Genomic DNA, 15,679 nt, shown 5'->3' on the forward strand with positions numbered 1-15,679 from the left:
TGGTATGACGAAATACCCTTCTTTCCAAGCAGGAAGAGGCTAATAGTTTTTAATCGATGTGGAAAAAAGAGACATGGCAAAAGCGCCATGTCTCTTTTTTCTATACCTAAGCGAATGCCGCCCCCCTTGCGGGGTTGGTGGCATTCGCCTAGGTAAAAGCTTTTTGTGCTTCCCTTATAGGTTTATTGTATTACCCAGCCATTTTTTTATCAGACGAAGGCTGGTTTTTGTCTTTTAGTTTGCTAAAGATAAAGGCAAGAACTGAGCCTGAGATGTTGTGCCAGACGCTGAAGATGGCGCTTGGGACAGCGGCTAGCGGCGAAAAGTGAGTGGAAGCAATGGTGACGCCGAGCCCTGAGTTTTGCATGCCAACTTCCATTGCCACTGCTTTTTGTTTGGCTAGATCCATTCCGCATAAGCGGGCAAAGAAGAAGCCGATTGTGAAACCAAGAATGTTGTGAAGAACAACTACGGCAAAAATGATACCGCCTGTTTTAGCAAGCTGTGCTTGGCTTCCTGCCACAACGGCAGATACAATCAAGACAATCGCGACTACTGAAACAAGGGGAAGAGCTTTGGAACTTGCTTCTGCAGCTTTTCCAAAAAACTTTTTGATTGTAAATCCAAGAGCAAGGGGAATGATGACAACTTGTATAATGGAAATAATAAGAGACATGATATCAATATCCACCCACTTGCTTGCAAATAATAAAATAAGAAGCGGTGTAACAATCGGTGCTAAAATGGTTGAAACAGAAGCGATAGCAACTGCGAGCGCAACGTTTCCTCGAGCCAAAAAGACCATTACGTTTGATGATGTGCCGCTTGGACAGCAGCCTACTAAAATAACGCCCACTGCTATTTCTTTTGGTAAATCTAAGCCAATCGCCAAACCAAATGCGAGAAGCGGCATAATGATAAAATGTCCCACCACGCCTAGTGCTACTTCTTTCGGTCTTCGAAATACTTCGCTGAAATCAGACGCTGACAGCGTTAATCCCATTCCAAACATGACAATTCCTAAGAGCGGAACGATGTACTTTCCAATCCATACAAAATGCTCTGGGAATGAGTAGGCAATAACGGAAATTAAAATAACCCAAAGCGTAAATGTTTTTCCTGCAAATGTACTGATTTTCTCTATTGTTTTCATCTGTACGATACCTCCTGCGAACTATAAGAAGAAATTATACTATTTATTCAGAAAAATTAAAACAGTATTTTTGTAAAATAGTACAGAATATTTTATCTTTTGGAGATTATTTCAGCTTAAACGCAAGCATTCCTTCATTGAATACACGGAATATGTGATAATATAAAGAAGTTAGTTTTAGAAAGTCGGAGGAGTTTAGTCATGAAATTTATCTATATTTTGTCTGTCCTTCCGTTCGTAGGCATATTAGGTTTTCTCCCTTTTGTTAACCGAGTCACTCCGTTTGTTCTCGGTATGCCGTTCAATATGTTTTGGATGGTGATATGGGTGGTGCTTACGTCCATTATTTTAGGGGTTATGTACAAGCTTGATCCCAGAAATCGGGAAGGGGAAGAAGAATGAATAGTGCACTTATTATTATTTTACTATTTTTAGTGGCAGCTATTTTTCTTGGCATACGATCAACCAAAGGCAAGGATATGAACTTGGAGCAGTGGACGGTAGGCGGACGCGGTTTCGGGGCTGTTTTAGTGTTTGTGCTGATGGCCGGAGAAATCTATACAACATTTTCGTTTCTAGGCGGAAGCGGATGGGCTTATGGAAAAGGAGCTCCTGCACTTTATGTGTTAATTTATATTAGCTTATCATATGTCTTATCATACTGGCTTCTTCCTGTTATTTGGAAGTATGCAAGAGATCATAAGCTCGTCTCGCAGCCTGATTTTTTTGTAAGCAAATATAAAAGCCCTTACCTTGGTGTGCTTGTAGCTGCTGTAGGAGTGATTGCTGTCATTCCTGTTATCGTTGTGCAGTTAAAAGGATTGGGGATTATTGTATCACAAGCATCCTACGGTGCCATTTCAATGCCGGCAGCCATTTGGATGGGAGCTATCAGTTTAACGCTATATGTTATGATATCCGGTATCCACGGTTCTGCATGGACGGCCGTTATTAAAGACATTATGATGCTTGCTGTAATTGGATTTTTAGGCATTTATTTACCTTTTCATTATTACGGAGGATACGGGCCAATGTTTGAAGCGGTGAATACAGCGAAGCCGGGATTTTTAAAGTTTCCTGAGCAAGGATTAAGCGTCTCGTGGTTTATTTCGACCGTTATTTTACTAGTACTTGGGTTTTATATGTGGCCGCAGGTGTTTAGTTCAAGCTATACAGCGAAAAATGCAAAGGTATTTCGTAAAAATGCAATCATTAGTCCTCTTTATACGCTGATGCTGCTCTTTGTATTTTTTGTTGGATTTGCAGCTATTTTAAAAGTTCCTGGTTTAAGCGGAGGAGACGTAGATCTTGCCCTATTACGGATCTCAATCCAAACCTTTGATCCTTGGTTTATTGGAATTATAGGAGGAGCGGGTTTGCTGACAGCGCTTGTGCCGGGATCGATGCTGTTAATGAGTGCATCAACGTTGCTGGCTAAAAACATATACAAACCGTTTGCTCCTCAAGCAAGCGAAGCGCGTATTGCTCGTTTAGCGAAAAGCTTTGTACCCGTTGTGGCTCTCATTTCTGTTTACTTTACGCTAAACGGAGGAACGACGCTGTCAACAATTATTTTAATGGGCTATAGCCTAATGACACAGCTGTTTCCATCTCTGCTTTTCAGTTTGAAGAAAAATAACTTTGTAACGAAACAAGGAGCAGCGTGGGGGATTGTTGCTGGAATTATTGTAGTAGCCTATATTACAATCAGCGGATCTACTATTGGGACGTTATTTCCGTCACTGCCTCAGCAAATGAAGGATATCAATGTCGGATTTATTGCGCTGCTTGTCAACTTTATCGTAATGTGGGCAGTCAGTATGCTCACAAAGCAAAACGAAGCTGGGACAAAAGTATGTTAGACGAAGTGAAAAACGAACCATTAATCAACACGTTTGATTGGGGTTCGTTTTTTTGTTAGGTCAACGTTAGACCCTTCTAGCAGTTGATTGGAGGGCAAGACGAAGACTCCTGCGGGAAAAGCGGAACAGGTGAGACCCCACAGGAGCTCAAGCGACGAGGAGGCTCAGCGGCCGCCCGCGGAAAGCGAAGTCTTGCACGGAAATCAACTGCGGTGTCACAAGCAGTTCAGCTCATGTCTCCCGTTTGTTCGTCTTTCGATTGGATTCATCTCATTATGTTTCAGTCTCATTTTTTCTAATCAAACAGCAAAGAGCCAAAGGAATAGAATCATCCTTTGGCCCTTTACGTGGCTTTTAACCGATAATTTGTAAAATTTCCTACATCAACTGATTTACGCTAAAGCGGGAACTCGGTCGTTATAGTAAATAACTTCCGATAGGATCTTACACCCTTTAATCTCCTGAAATGTCTTTTTCGCCTCTACCTCTGATTCAAATTCAAACATAGTCGGACTTTGGTTTTTCGAGTAAACGGTAATGATCCACATTGTAAAATAAGCTCCCCCTATAAATAATAGTTTTCCTTTTTAGTGTAGCTATCAGGTGATGTAATAATAATTGAATAGTTGTGATACAGCCTCACATTTTAAAAGGTACTTCTACTATACAACAAAAATTACAAAATAAAACAAGAAAATCTAAAAAACTACAGAGAATAATGAAAGAGAATAAATAACTGTTTATATATGGGCTATATTTATAAATGGAAGTAGGAATGTAAAAAATATGGGGAAGAGCGATTGTCTTTTAGATTGCTAAACTATATACTTATGTTCAAAAAGTGCAGGAAGTGAACGATGAAAGTTGATACGGTAGTAAAAAAAGATGTTTTCCTTATTCTGGTGATGATAGTCGTTGTGCCGCTAGCAGGAGAGCTTAAATATTATCCTTTTCATGATACGTATAGAGTTAGCTTTGCTGTGCCCATTTTTTTCTTTTTACTGCTGCTTTTAAGAAAGGTATCTCCTGTTATACCAGGTATTTTAGTTGCGAGTGCTATAGTGGGCTTTCGGATGTGGCTTGACTGGTATAGCTACGAATCATTTGATTTTCTGCATTCTTTGCAGATTAGGTGTTCAGCGGGGATTTATTATCTTGTTTATGCCATTGCTTTTTCTTGGTTTAAAATTAACGATTTTCATTCAAAGCCGTGGATTATTGGCATATGGAGCATCATCATCGAAACGGTTTCAGGCGGGATGGAATTGTTTTTTATGTATGTAATGGTTCATCATCATATTGTGTTTCCGGAGTTCATGCAGATTTTTATTGTAGGCGTCTTTCGAAGTTTCTTTGTTTTATGCCTATTTAGCATGATCAAACTTTACGAGGGGCAGCTGAGAGAACGACAAATCTCTCAAAAAAATGATCAGCTGCTTGTTGTGCTTTCAAATTTATATGAGGAATCCATTCATTTGAAAAAAACGCTGCAGGACGCTGAGAGAATTACGAAAAAGTCGTATGATTTGTATGAAGAATTACACGAAGCGGATACCCACCAGCTTACTTCACTGCACGATTTTAGCCAAAAAGCATTACAAATTGCAGGAGAAGTACATGATATTAAAAAAGACAACCAGCGGATATCAGCAGGGCTGTCCAAGGTCATTACAAAAGAAGAATTTTCTGAGTATATGGAAATCGAAAGTCTGCTTCAAATCGTGATGCGCAGCAACGAAAAATATGCGGCGATGTTAGCAAAAGATATTCATTTTTCATATTCGATTTTAGGAGAGCATCCTCGCTATCATGTGTACTTGTTTTTATCATTAATTAATAACCTAGTAACGAATGCGGTCGAAGCGATTGAAAAAGAAGGCGCGATTATTATCGACGTATGTCGAGAAGAAGACCGCATTTTATTGTATGTAAGAGACAGCGGTCCCGGAGTGAAAAAAAGGCATGAACGTCTTATTTTTAAAGCGGGATTTACATCCAAATATGCAAAGGACGGAACGCCTTCTACGGGTCTTGGGCTTGTCTACGTTAAGCAAATGACCGAGCAGCTGGGAGGGAATATTCAATTTGTTAATCTGTCTCCAAGCCCCGGTGTTCAATTTGCTATAGATTTACCTATTTCTACGTTAATGGGGGATAAGGACTAATATGCGATTTTATATCATAGATGATGACGAAGTCTTTCGTTCAATGTTAGCCGAAATTATTGAAGATAATGATCTAGGGGAGGTTATAGGAGAAGCAGAAGACGGGATCGTGTTAAATGATCAATTTTCTTTATTGCAGCAAATCGATATTTTATTTATTGATCTATTAATGCCGATTCAAGACGGAATCGAAACCGTGCGCAAAATAAAGGATAGTTTTAAAGGGAAAATTATTATGATGTCACAGGTAGAAACGAAAGATTTGATTGGAAAAGCCTACTCGCTTGGCATTGAATACTATATCACGAAGCCGCTTAATCGTATGGAAGTGCTCATGGTCATTCAAAAAGTAATTGAACGAATTCATGTTCAACAATCAATAGAGAAAATTCAAGAATCGTTAAATACCGTACTTAATGTAGGAAATCAGCAAAAAACGCCTTCTTTTGGTAAAAAAGAAAGCGATCCGGCAGAGGCGTGCAGGTTTCTTTTAAGAGAACTTGGGATTTTAGGAGAAAGCGGAAGTAAAGATTTGATTGAAATTATCAATTACCTGCATCAAACGGAAAAAAGCACGATGTATGAACAGCATTTTCCTTCTCTCAAAGAAATTTTTGAGAAAATTACCGTGAGAAAGCTTGGTTCATCTTTTTCAGAAGACGTGTTGCAAAAAGAAATGAAAGCAGCTGAGCAGCGAGTAAGAAGAGCTATTTATCAGTCTTTAAATCATTTGACCTCTCTTGGCATGGTTGACTTCTTTAATCCTAAATTTGAAAATTATGCTTCTAAGTTTTTCGATTTTTCAATGGTGCATCAGCGCATGAGAGATATAGAAAAAGGCACGGGAAAAAGCAGCACTCCGAGTCGTATAAACGTAAAAAAATTTATCCAAATGCTCTATTATGAAGTTAAACAAACGCTGTAGTAAAAAAACTACAGCGTTTTCATTTTGTAATTTTCTAAAAACTTTTTTGTTAGTTTCAGTAGGTTTTTGTTAGATTTTGTGATGCCTATGATAATGTAATCTTATGAATAAAAGAACTACTTAATAAACAGTTCTTAATGGAATTGTATCTGTTGAATACATTAAGTGCAAATAAACAGCTTTGAGCTGTTAGAAAAAAGAAGGAAGGTGCAAAGATATGTTCAAAAAGCTTGGATTAGCAGGACAAATTTTAATTGGTTTGATTGCAGGTATTATTGTAGGGGCTATTTTTTACGGAAATCCTAAAGCAGTTGAAGTGCTGCAGCCAATTGGAGACGTATTCATTCATTTAATTAAAATGATCGTGGTGCCGATTGTTATATCTAGTATCATTGTGGGCGTTGCGGGTGTTGGTGATATTAAGAAGCTTGGTAAATTAGGCGGAAAAACAATTCTTTACTTTGAAATCATTACAACGGTTGCTATTGTTGTAGGCTTATTAGCAGCTAACTTGCTTCACCCTGGTACTGGTGTGGACCGCAGCGGTCTTGAAAAATCAGATATCAGCAGCTACACATCAACGGCAGAAGCTACAGAGCAAAAAGGATTTGTAGAAACATTTGTTCACATCGTTCCAACGAATGTATTTGAGTCAATTGCTGCAGGCGACATGCTGCCAATTATTTTCTTCTCGGTCCTATTTGGACTTGGAATTGCATCAATCGGTGAAAAAGGCAAGCCGGTTTTAAGATTTTTTGAAGGCACGGCAGAAGCGATGTTTTGGGTAACGAATTTAGTTATGAAGTTTGCACCGTTTGGCGTATTTGCATTAATCGGTGTAACGGTATCAAAATTTGGACTAGCGTCTCTGATTCCGCTTAGTAAGCTTGTAATTGTTGCTTACGGCACAATGATTTTCTTTGTATTAGTTGTGCTAGGACTTGTAGCTAAATGGGCTGGCGTTAACATCTTCCACTTATTAAAAGTGCTAAAAGATGAATTGCTATTAGCATTTTCAACTGCAAGTTCAGAAACAGTATTACCGCGTATTATTGCGAAAATGGAAAAGTTCGGATGTCCTAAAGCCATTACATCTTTTGTTATTCCGACGGGATATTCATTTAACTTAGACGGATCTACTCTTTATCAAGCGCTTGCTGCGATTTTTATCGCGCAAATGTACGGTATTGATATGAGCATCACACAGCAAATTTCACTGATATTAATTTTAATGGTTACATCTAAAGGAATTGCAGGAGTTCCGGGCGTATCGTTTGTTGTACTGCTTGCAACGCTTGGATCTGTAGGACTTCCGGTAGAAGGGCTTGCATTTATCGCTGGAATCGATCGTTTGTTAGATATGGGACGTACAGCGGTAAACGTAATTGGAAACTCACTTGGTGCGATTGTCATTTCGAAGTGGGAAGGTCAATTTAATGATAAAGACAAGGAAGCTTATATTAACGAAGTAACAAAAAAAGTATCGTAACAACAAAGAGTCTGGGACAAAAGCATTGTAGTTGAAGAAAGATCCGAACGATTATTCGTTCGGATTTTTTTATATTGATGTAGATTTTATCTGTGCAGTTGCTTCTAGTTGTTGATTGGAGAACAAGGCGAAGATTCCCGCGGAAAGCGAAATTTTGTATGGAAATCAAAGCCCATGCAACAAGTGGTCCATATCAGCTCATTTATCCAATTTATCCGGCTTTAGATGGGATTTATTTAGTTATGTCTTAATCTTTTTTCGGTTGAATTTGCTTTGGGAAATTGGGAATAGTAACTAAAGATGAAAAACAAATGATTGATACAAGGAGGTCTCAACATGGGAAGAGCAAATAATCACAAATCATCACATAACAACAAAGGGTCACTGCCTCAAACACCAAAAGAGTTAAAAATTGCTCCAGATCAAGCAAATGAAGAATTTTCACGTGAATTAGCGCAGCATCATGATGCTAAAGCGAAACAGGACTTAATTTTGAAACAGCAAAAAGAAAAGTAAAAGAAAAAGAGCTTGGACAAAAGTGTTTTAATCGAAGGAAAATCCGAACGATGAATGGAGAACCCAACTCGTTCGGATTTTTTCATTGTGATTGTGAACGTAGTTTTCGTTTATGTAGTTGCTTCTAGTGGTTGATTGAAGGGCAAGACGAAGACTCCTGCGGGAAAAGCGGAATAGGTGAGACCCCACAGGAGCGTACGCGACGAGGAGGCTCAGCGCCCGCCCGCGGAAAGCGAAGTCTTGCACGGAAATCAACTGCCGAGTAACAAGCGATTCATACTAGCTCATTTATTCGTCTGTAAATTGGATTGACTTAGGTATGTCTCAACCTCTTTTATACATATCTAAAGATAAAAATTCCTAAGTAACCATTTTGTAACATTATTTAATCATAGCGTAATAGTTTTTGAGGCTTTTTTCATTATAATTAAACCGAACATATTGAAAAATAAGTTCATAGAAACGTAACGTTCGGTTACATAATGGAGGAGAAAAATGAAAAAAGCCATCATTGGGTCTATAACGGCAGCGGCAGTCTTATTTAGCGGAGCCAGTCCGTTTATTGCACCTGCTCAAACAGTAGAAGCAGCGTCATATTCATACAAGGACACGGCTATTGCTACTGGTAAAAAATTAATGGGTGTTCCTTATAAATGGGGAGGCACAACAACAAAAGGTTTTGACTGCTCGGGATTTATTCAATACATTTTCAAAAAAGCTGGAAAAACACTTCCGCGCACAACGGAACAAATGTATCGAGTAGGGACAAGCGTTTCAAAAGCAAAGCTTCAAAAAGGAGATTTAGTTTTCTTTCAAACGTATAAAAAAGGTCCTTCACATGTAGGCGTGTACTTAGGAAATAATCAGTTTCTTCAAGCTTCTACATCTAAAGGCGTGACGATTACATCTCTTAGCAACAGCTACTGGAAAGCACGTTATATTGGTGCAAAACGGATTTAACCATCCGTCATTTTTTTGGAAAACAACACTACATTATGTAGTGTTGTTTTTGTTTGCATATACATAACATATTGCCGATATTATTTTTAACGTTTTATACAAAAAAATCCATATTCTATGAGATAATAACGTTAACACATTTTGTACTTTAACATAAGGAATATCCCACTCTATTCGAAAGTCTGGTGAGCGAAGATGAAGCGCTTAGTATGGAGTTATGGAATAGGTATTGTTGCAATAGTAGCAGTACTCTCATTTTTCTTTATGATGAAAGGTCAAACAGAGAAAGCCGTCGTTAGCGGAAATGTACCAAAAGCTCATGCGCAGGGAGAAAGAGTGAAGCAGCCGATCTCACAGTTCCAAGCAGTACAGCCTCATGAAGCAGGTAATGAAGTGAAAAATGTAAAAAACAACATGCCTGAAAAAGCGGATCCTCCTTCTTTTTTAGTCTACATTGACCCTGGTCATCAATCTCAGGCTAACCTGGAGAAAGAGCCAATCGGACCGGGATCAGCAGAAACAAAAATAAAGGTTTCCGAAGGCACATCAGGCGTAGTGACCAAGAAGCCGGAATACAAGCTGACGTTGGAAGCTTCTATGATATTAAAACAGCTGCTCGAAGAAAAAGGAATAACCGTAAAGCTTACTCGAAGTTCTGATAATGTAGATATCAGCAACCGGGAACGAGCGGAGCTTGCGAATAATTCAAAAGCTGATCTGCACGTACGTATACATGCAGATGGTTCTGAAAATGCTTCTGTAAAAGGATTTTCTGTGCTTACTCCTGCAGAAGATAATTCCTATACAAAGTCTATTTACCAAAGCAGTTTACAAGCATCTCAAGCTATTCTGACAGAGGTGAAAAAAGATCAGTTTGTCGAAGCAGACGGCATTCGCTATCGCAGTGATCTTTCAGGATTTAACTGGTCGACTGTACCCGTAACGCTAGTTGAACTGGGGTATATGACGAATCCAGAAGAAGACCGGAACCTGTCTGATCAGGCTTACCTTACAAAGCTGATGAATCATGTTGCAGACGGTATCGTGGCATATGAAGAAATGAAAAAATAAAAGGTGAAAAGACCTATAAAAACGTGTGACTAAATCATTTGATTTATGTCACACGTTTTTTTGTCGTTCATATGATATAAAGAAGCGTTTTTTCGACAAAAAAATGGACGAGCAGAAAAGAAAACTAGGTAAAATGCTTTAATTTTTATAGAACTGTGTCGATATAGAAAGTGATATTAAAATGCGTTAGGCAGTATATGAAAATGGGGGAACAAGATGAGAAAGTTAACGGCATTTGCTTTAGTACTAAGCGTACTGCTGTTTCAATTCACGCCGCTTGCTAGCGTGAAAGCTGAAACGGTAGAACCAGTTGTGTCTGTAAAATTAGTAAACTATTTAGGAGATCATCATGCAATTACAATTAAGCCGTCTTATTTATACACTATTAAAAACTCGGATTTGGTCTTAAATGCAAATACAGAGTATACGGTAACAGCAACAACTCAAGGTGTCACTTTAAAACAAGGAAGCACTGTCTTAGGTGAATTTACAAGCTTTGAAATTACACCGTCTCTTTATAAAAATCCCGTATCTATTAACGGCAGACAGTACTTAGGGGACGTTGCGTTTACAAATGAAAAAGGAACGTACGTCAGACCTGTTAATACGCTCCCGATTGAAGACTATTTAAAAGGCGTTGTGCCAAATGAAGTCTATACATCTTGGAATCTGCAAGCCTTAAAAACTCAGGCGGTAGCAGCAAGAACATACGCAATGAGCTATGCAGGAAAAGTAATCAATGACACGGTAAGCTATCAAGTGTACGGTGGCTATACGTGGTACGACAGTACAAACCAAGCAGTAGATCAGACATTCGGACAAGTAGTCACCTACAACAATAAATTAATCAACGCCGTGTTCTCATCAAGCAACGGCGGAAGAACCGAATCAAACAGCAACGCTTGGGGAGGAACTCAGCTTTCTTATTTCCCGGTGAAAGAAGATCCATACGATAAGCAGACACCGTGGACGTTAGCTATTCAAAAAACGCAAATTGATTTAACAGGAAAAGATTTAGCTAACTATAGCGCTTGGTGGAATACGGTTTCTGAAAAAGATAAAACCGTTACGGATAATTTGAAGTCATGGTTAGTAGCCAATAAGCATCCTGGTAAAACCATTAAAATTACGTCTATTCCAAAGGTGAGCTTTTATGCTCCTTCATCAGGAGGCCGTGTGACGAAAGGTGCAATTACAGTGGACTACCTCGTTAAAGGAGATGTAGACAGTTCGCAAAAACTAGTGGTTCATCATTTGGAATTAAAGGATTTAACATCGACGAAGCTAAAATCGATGTTAAACAGCCGTGCGATGCTTAGTCTGCTTGTAACGGAAACAAATGAAACAAGCACATCAACAACTTTTAATGGTAAAGGAAATGGACACGGTGTTGGAATGAGTCAATACGGTGCTCAAAAAATGGCAAGCATAGGAAAAGACTATCGTGAAATTTTAGATTTTTATTATCCAACCACTACTCTTTTAAGTTTTTATACAACTAAATATCCGCGAAAAGAGCAGGAGCAAGAAGCACCAAAAGATACGGTTGCGCCTGATGCACCTTCAGTTAATGCACTAGGAGACAATCAAACATCGCTTACGGGCGTGACAGAACCAAATGCTTCTGTTATTGCAAAAGTGGAAAATGAAGTAATTGGAACAGGTCTTGCTGACGAAGCTGGAAAATTTGCAATTACGATTGCCAAGCAGCCAGCAGATACAAAAGTATCGGTAACGTCTAAAGATGCAGCTGAAAATGAAAGCACGGCCACAGTAGTGACCGTAACCGATCAAACGCCGCCTTCTGTTCCAATTGTAAATGAAGTAAGTGACCAAGATACGACCGTAACAGGCGTAACAGAAGCAAACGCCGCCGTGACGGTAAAAGCAGGCGATGCAACGTTCTCTGCAGTAGCGGATGGTAACGGTACATTTACTGTTTCAATTCCAGTGCAAATAGGTGGAACAACAATAGCGGTAAGTGCAAAAGATAAAGCAGGAAACGAAAGTCAAGCTCCTTCTTTTGCGGTTAAATCTACGTTAAAAGCACCGCTTGCACCAAAAGTAAATGCAGTAAGTGATCAAGACACAATGATCAAAGGAACGGCTGAAGCAAATGCGACGGTTATCATTAAAAACGGAAGTCTTCAGCTTGCAGCAGGCAATGCAGATGCCAAAGGAAATTACAGCATCTCAATTGCAAAACAAAAAGCAGGAAGCACGCTGTCTGTAACGGCTCAAAATGCAGGGGGAACAAGTTCAGTCACTGCGGTAACCGTACAGGATAAAACGGCACCAGCTGCGCCAAAAGTAAACGCAGTAAGTGATCAAGATACAAAAGTTACAGGTACAGCAGAAGCAAATGCGACGGTTACTGTAAAAGTGGGAACAACAACTGTGGGAACGACTAAAGCAGGTGCAAACGGAGCGTTTTCTGTTGCCATTTCTCTGCAAAAAGCGAATACAAAGCTAAGCGTACAAGCAAAAGATGTAGCAGGAAATAGCAGTACTGTATCGACTATAACCGTTACAGCAAAGCAAAAAGCTCCGGTAAAACCGACAGTTAATGAAGTGAGTGATCGAAGTACAGCCGTTACGGGTACAGCAGAAGCAAACGCGACGGTTATCATTAAAAACGGAAGTCTTCAGCTTGCAGCTGGTAAAGCGGATGCTAAAGGAACATACAGCATCTCGATTGCAAAACAAAAAGCAGGAAGCAAACTGTCTGTAACGGCTGGAAACACAGCGGGGGTAAGTCCAGCTGTAACCGTAATCGTGCAGGATAAAACAGCACCCGTTACACCAAAAGTAAACGCTGTAAGCAATCAAGATACAGTCGTAATAGGAAGCACAGAAGCGGGCGCAGAAGTGCATGTGAAAATTGACAAAAAAGTAATTGGCAAAGGAAATGCAAAATCGGATGGAACGTTCAGCATCACCATTCCAAAGCAGCCTGCTGCTACAAAATTAGCTGTTATTGCAAAAGATGCAGCCAATAACTACAGCTCCAATGCGTTTGTAACAGTTAGTGCCGCGCAGACAAAACCAGCACTTCCAACCGTTAATACGCTTACTGAAAAAAGTACAGCGGTAACGGGAACAGGAGAAAAAAATGCGTCTATTTATATTAAAGTAGGCGGAAAAATTATTGCGAGTGGAAAAATTGATGGAAACGGCAAGTTCAGCGTGAAAATTCCTGCTCAAAAAGCAGGAACAGAAGTAACGGCCGTGCTGCAAAATAAAGTAGGGTACAGCCCGTATAAAATTGTAAAAGTGCAAGACACAACCCCGCCGGCACCTCCGGCAGTGAATGCCGTTACGTCTTTGTCCACCTTTATCTCTGGAAAAACGGAAGCGAATGCCGTGGTTACGATTAAAAGTGGTACAAAGCTGATCGCATCGGGCAAAGCAGATAGCAAAGGACAGTTTAAAGTCACTATTCCAAAACAAAAAGCAGGCGTAAAGCTGGCTGTGACGGCAAAAGATGCCGCTGGAAATACAAGTTCAGCAGTCAATATAAACGTTAAATAAAAACAAAAAAGAATTCTCTGCGGAGGATTCTTTTTTTAGGGATTTTTAAGTGGGATAGAAGGTTACTAAAAAGTTACCTTAGAACTTTGAAGTGCCTAACTTACTTTAAAGTGGGTTCTATCTTTTTCTTTTTTTCTGTTTCATAATAACAAATGTAAAGAAATTAGCAGGGGGTTTTTTATAATGAGTAATCATTTGCAAGATACAGTAACACTTCATAACGGAGTCAAAATGCCGTGGTTTGGATTAGGTGTATTTAAAGTAGAAGAAGGGCCTGAATTAGTGAACGCGGTGAAAACAGCTATCGTCAAAGGCTACCGCAGCATCGATACGGCAGCTATTTATGGAAACGAAGAAGGTGTAGGGGAAGGAATTCGCCAAGGTCTAAAAGAAGCAGGTCTTTCACGCGAAGACATTTTTGTTACATCAAAAGTTTGGAACGCAGATTTAGGCTATGAAGAGACGCTGGCTGCTTACGAAACAAGCTTACAAAAGCTTGGCTTAGAATATTTGGATCTATACTTAATTCACTGGCCGGTAGAAGGTAAGTATAAAGCAGCGTGGAAAGCATTAGAAACGCTTTATAAAGAAGAAAAAGTAAGAGCTGTAGGTGTAAGTAATTTTCAAATTCATCATTTAGAAGACTTAATGAAAGATACAGACGTTAAGCCTGTTATTAACCAAGTTGAGTATCATCCTCGTTTGACGCAAAAAGAGCTGCATGCTTTTTGTCAAAAACACGATATTCAGCTAGAAGCATGGTCTCCGCTTATGCAAGGAGAATTGCTAGATAACGATGTGTTAAAAGAAATTGCTGAAAAACACGGTAAATCAGTTGCTCAAATCATTCTGCGATGGGATCTGCAAAACGGAGTTGTAACGATTCCAAAATCAACAAAAGAGCACCGTATTGTTGAAAATTCATCTGTGTTTGATTTTGAATTGGATGCTGAAGATGTAAGCAAAATTGATGGATTAAATCAAAATCACCGAGTAGGTCCAGATCCGGACAATTTTGATTTTTAATAGAAGAACTAATAGGCTGGGACAAAAGTATTTTAGCCCAAGTGAAAAACGAACCATTGATCAACTAGTTTGATGAGTGGTTCGTTTTTTTTAGGGTGAATACAGCTTCATCTGTTTCGTCCTTCCAGCTGTTGATTGAAGGGCAAGGCGAAGCCTTGCATGGAAATCAACGGCGGTGTCATAAGCGGTTCAGCTCATGTATCTCATTTGTTCGTCTTTAGGTTGGATTCATTTAGTTATGTCCCGGCCTCTTTTTATGCATTATTACATAAATTTAACATTTTCTTCACAGTAAGCTAAAGGACGGGCCGTATGATAAAGAAAGGTCGTGAAAGATAGAGAAATCATTTCATTTTTAAGTGTAAAATAGGCGGTGTAACGATGACAAAACAAGCTTACTCTCACATACAATGTAAAAAAACATCAATGATTGATTTATTGCTGGATGCAGGGGTTTATAAAAAAGGAAATAAGCAGCTATATGAGCTTACGCTTCAAGAACTAGAATCAGAATACGAAGCCGTTGCACAACAGCGCATATCTCAATGAAATTTTGATACATTGCTAGAATTTGTTATAATAGAGGAAAGGATAGGAGTTGATTTATATCGAAAAGCACCCAACAGACTCGCAGCCCATCCGTATGGATATCCTCGATTCTATATTTGCTAAAATGGTATTAAATAAGGCTATCCGAGATTTTAGAAGAGATCAAATTTTACGTGAAGTCGATCAAACATTAGAAGAAAGAAACAAAGAGAAATTTTTTCAATTAATTGAAGAATTAAAATCAATTTCGTAAAGAGCGTTCACGCGATAGAATTTGATTTTATCATTTTAGCATATAAAAACAGGTAAGAAGCGGCATGCTTAGTTACCTGTTTTTTTGTTGTCTTATTATAAAGGAAGACCTTACATAAGAAATGAACCTTATCAGTTAACAGACAAAAAGAGCAAGTCTAATGTACTCACTCTTTTCAG

The 15,679-nt window shown here is 39.1% G+C and carries 15 protein-coding genes; 14 read left to right on the top strand and 1 reads right to left on the bottom strand.

All coding sequences use genetic code 11. The features are described from left to right. Nucleotides 1-190: 190 nt before the first annotated feature. Nucleotides 191-1,153 (bottom strand): bile acid:sodium symporter family protein, encoded by a 963-nt coding sequence (locus tag OK414_RS05180; protein WP_013082056.1) that lies wholly within the window; start codon nt 1,151-1,153, stop codon nt 191-193. Between the two features lie 201 nt (nt 1,154-1,354). Here OK414_RS05180 and OK414_RS05185 point away from each other — a divergent pair, with 201 nt between their 5' ends. The 14 genes from OK414_RS05185 to OK414_RS05250 all read left to right on the top strand — a co-directional run bounded on the left by OK414_RS05185 (nt 1,355) and on the right by OK414_RS05250 (nt 15,500). After that, a complete protein-coding gene (locus OK414_RS05185; protein ID WP_013055761.1) occupies nt 1,355-1,555 on the top strand; it encodes a DUF3311 domain-containing protein in 201 nt (66 codons plus the stop codon). Further along, entirely contained in the window at nt 1,552-3,015 is a 1,464-nt protein-coding gene (locus OK414_RS05190; RefSeq protein WP_047931766.1) for a sodium:solute symporter family protein, read from the top strand. Before OK414_RS05185 ends, OK414_RS05190 begins: the two co-directional genes overlap by 4 nt. A gap of 83 nt (nt 3,016-3,098) precedes the next feature. Continuing rightward, nucleotides 3,099-3,314, top strand: a complete 216-nt coding sequence (locus OK414_RS05195; RefSeq protein ID WP_080621529.1) for a hypothetical protein — start codon at nt 3,099-3,101, stop codon at nt 3,312-3,314. Nucleotides 3,315-3,872: 558 nt separating this feature from the next. After that, complete coding sequence (locus OK414_RS05200; RefSeq protein WP_263045508.1) at nt 3,873-5,180, top strand: sensor histidine kinase; 1,308 nt, start codon at nt 3,873-3,875, stop codon at nt 5,178-5,180. 1 nt (nt 5,181) lies between these two features. Then, nucleotides 5,182-6,105 carry a response regulator gene (locus OK414_RS05205; protein ID WP_263045507.1) on the top strand — a complete coding sequence of 308 codons (924 nt, stop codon included), beginning with the start codon at nt 5,182-5,184 and terminating at the stop codon, nt 6,103-6,105. A 217-nt stretch (nt 6,106-6,322) separates the two neighbouring features. Then, a complete protein-coding gene (locus tag OK414_RS05210) occupies nt 6,323-7,594 on the top strand; it encodes a cation:dicarboxylate symporter family transporter (protein ID WP_028407730.1) in 1,272 nt (423 codons plus the stop codon). A 336-nt stretch (nt 7,595-7,930) separates the two neighbouring features. Continuing rightward, nucleotides 7,931-8,110, top strand: a complete 180-nt coding sequence (locus OK414_RS05215; protein WP_013055768.1) for a YfhD family protein — start codon at nt 7,931-7,933, stop codon at nt 8,108-8,110. A gap of 131 nt (nt 8,111-8,241) precedes the next feature. Further along, nucleotides 8,242-8,376, top strand: coding sequence for a hypothetical protein (locus tag OK414_RS05220; protein ID WP_260511273.1), 135 nt, complete (start codon nt 8,242-8,244; stop codon nt 8,374-8,376). A 229-nt stretch (nt 8,377-8,605) separates the two neighbouring features. Then, nucleotides 8,606-9,070, top strand: a complete 465-nt coding sequence (locus OK414_RS05225) for a C40 family peptidase (protein WP_016766438.1) — start codon at nt 8,606-8,608, stop codon at nt 9,068-9,070. A gap of 195 nt (nt 9,071-9,265) precedes the next feature. Further along, nucleotides 9,266-10,141, top strand: coding sequence for an N-acetylmuramoyl-L-alanine amidase family protein (locus tag OK414_RS05230; protein ID WP_263045506.1), 876 nt, complete (start codon nt 9,266-9,268; stop codon nt 10,139-10,141). A gap of 216 nt (nt 10,142-10,357) precedes the next feature. Next, nucleotides 10,358-13,672: an Ig-like domain-containing protein gene (locus OK414_RS05235; RefSeq protein ID WP_263045505.1), complete on the top strand. Its 3,315-nt coding sequence runs from the start codon at nt 10,358-10,360 to the stop codon at nt 13,670-13,672. Nucleotides 13,673-13,855: 183 nt separating this feature from the next. After that, nucleotides 13,856-14,698, top strand: a complete 843-nt coding sequence (locus OK414_RS05240) for an aldo/keto reductase (RefSeq protein ID WP_016766441.1) — start codon at nt 13,856-13,858, stop codon at nt 14,696-14,698. A gap of 381 nt (nt 14,699-15,079) precedes the next feature. After that, nucleotides 15,080-15,247: a Fur-regulated basic protein FbpA gene (locus OK414_RS05245; protein WP_016766442.1), complete on the top strand. Its 168-nt coding sequence runs from the start codon at nt 15,080-15,082 to the stop codon at nt 15,245-15,247. 49 nt (nt 15,248-15,296) lie between these two features. Further along, the gene (locus tag OK414_RS05250; RefSeq protein ID WP_016766443.1) at nt 15,297-15,500 is read left to right on the top strand and encodes an IDEAL domain-containing protein; all 204 of its coding nucleotides are present in this window, start codon (nt 15,297-15,299) and stop codon (nt 15,498-15,500) included. The last annotated feature ends 179 nt before the right edge of the window (nt 15,501-15,679 follow it).

This window comes from Priestia sp. JV24 (assembly GCF_025910025.1).
GTDB classification, from domain to species: domain Bacteria; phylum Bacillota; class Bacilli; order Bacillales; family Bacillaceae_H; genus Priestia; species Priestia megaterium.

Excerpts from the sequence above, each read along its gene's own strand:
- OK414_RS05235 (WP_263045505.1), top strand. The coding sequence starts at position 10,358 with ATGAGAAAGTTAACGGCATTTGCTTTAGTACTAAGCGTACTGCTGTTT.
- OK414_RS05210 (WP_028407730.1), top strand. The coding sequence starts at position 6,323 with ATGTTCAAAAAGCTTGGATTAGCAGGACAAATTTTAATTGGTTTGATT.
- OK414_RS05190 (WP_047931766.1), top strand. The coding sequence starts at position 1,552 with ATGAATAGTGCACTTATTATTATTTTACTATTTTTAGTGGCAGCTATT.
- OK414_RS05205 (WP_263045507.1), top strand. The coding sequence starts at position 5,182 with ATGCGATTTTATATCATAGATGATGACGAAGTCTTTCGTTCAATGTTA.
- OK414_RS05225 (WP_016766438.1), top strand. The coding sequence starts at position 8,606 with ATGAAAAAAGCCATCATTGGGTCTATAACGGCAGCGGCAGTCTTATTT.
- OK414_RS05185 (WP_013055761.1), top strand. The coding sequence starts at position 1,355 with ATGAAATTTATCTATATTTTGTCTGTCCTTCCGTTCGTAGGCATATTA.
- OK414_RS05230 (WP_263045506.1), top strand. The coding sequence starts at position 9,266 with ATGAAGCGCTTAGTATGGAGTTATGGAATAGGTATTGTTGCAATAGTA.
- OK414_RS05180 (WP_013082056.1), bottom strand. The coding sequence starts at position 1,153 with ATGAAAACAATAGAGAAAATCAGTACATTTGCAGGAAAAACATTTACG.
- OK414_RS05200 (WP_263045508.1), top strand. The coding sequence starts at position 3,873 with ATGAAAGTTGATACGGTAGTAAAAAAAGATGTTTTCCTTATTCTGGTG.
- OK414_RS05240 (WP_016766441.1), top strand. The coding sequence starts at position 13,856 with ATGAGTAATCATTTGCAAGATACAGTAACACTTCATAACGGAGTCAAA.
- OK414_RS05245 (WP_016766442.1), top strand. The coding sequence starts at position 15,080 with ATGACAAAACAAGCTTACTCTCACATACAATGTAAAAAAACATCAATG.
- OK414_RS05215 (WP_013055768.1), top strand. The coding sequence starts at position 7,931 with ATGGGAAGAGCAAATAATCACAAATCATCACATAACAACAAAGGGTCA.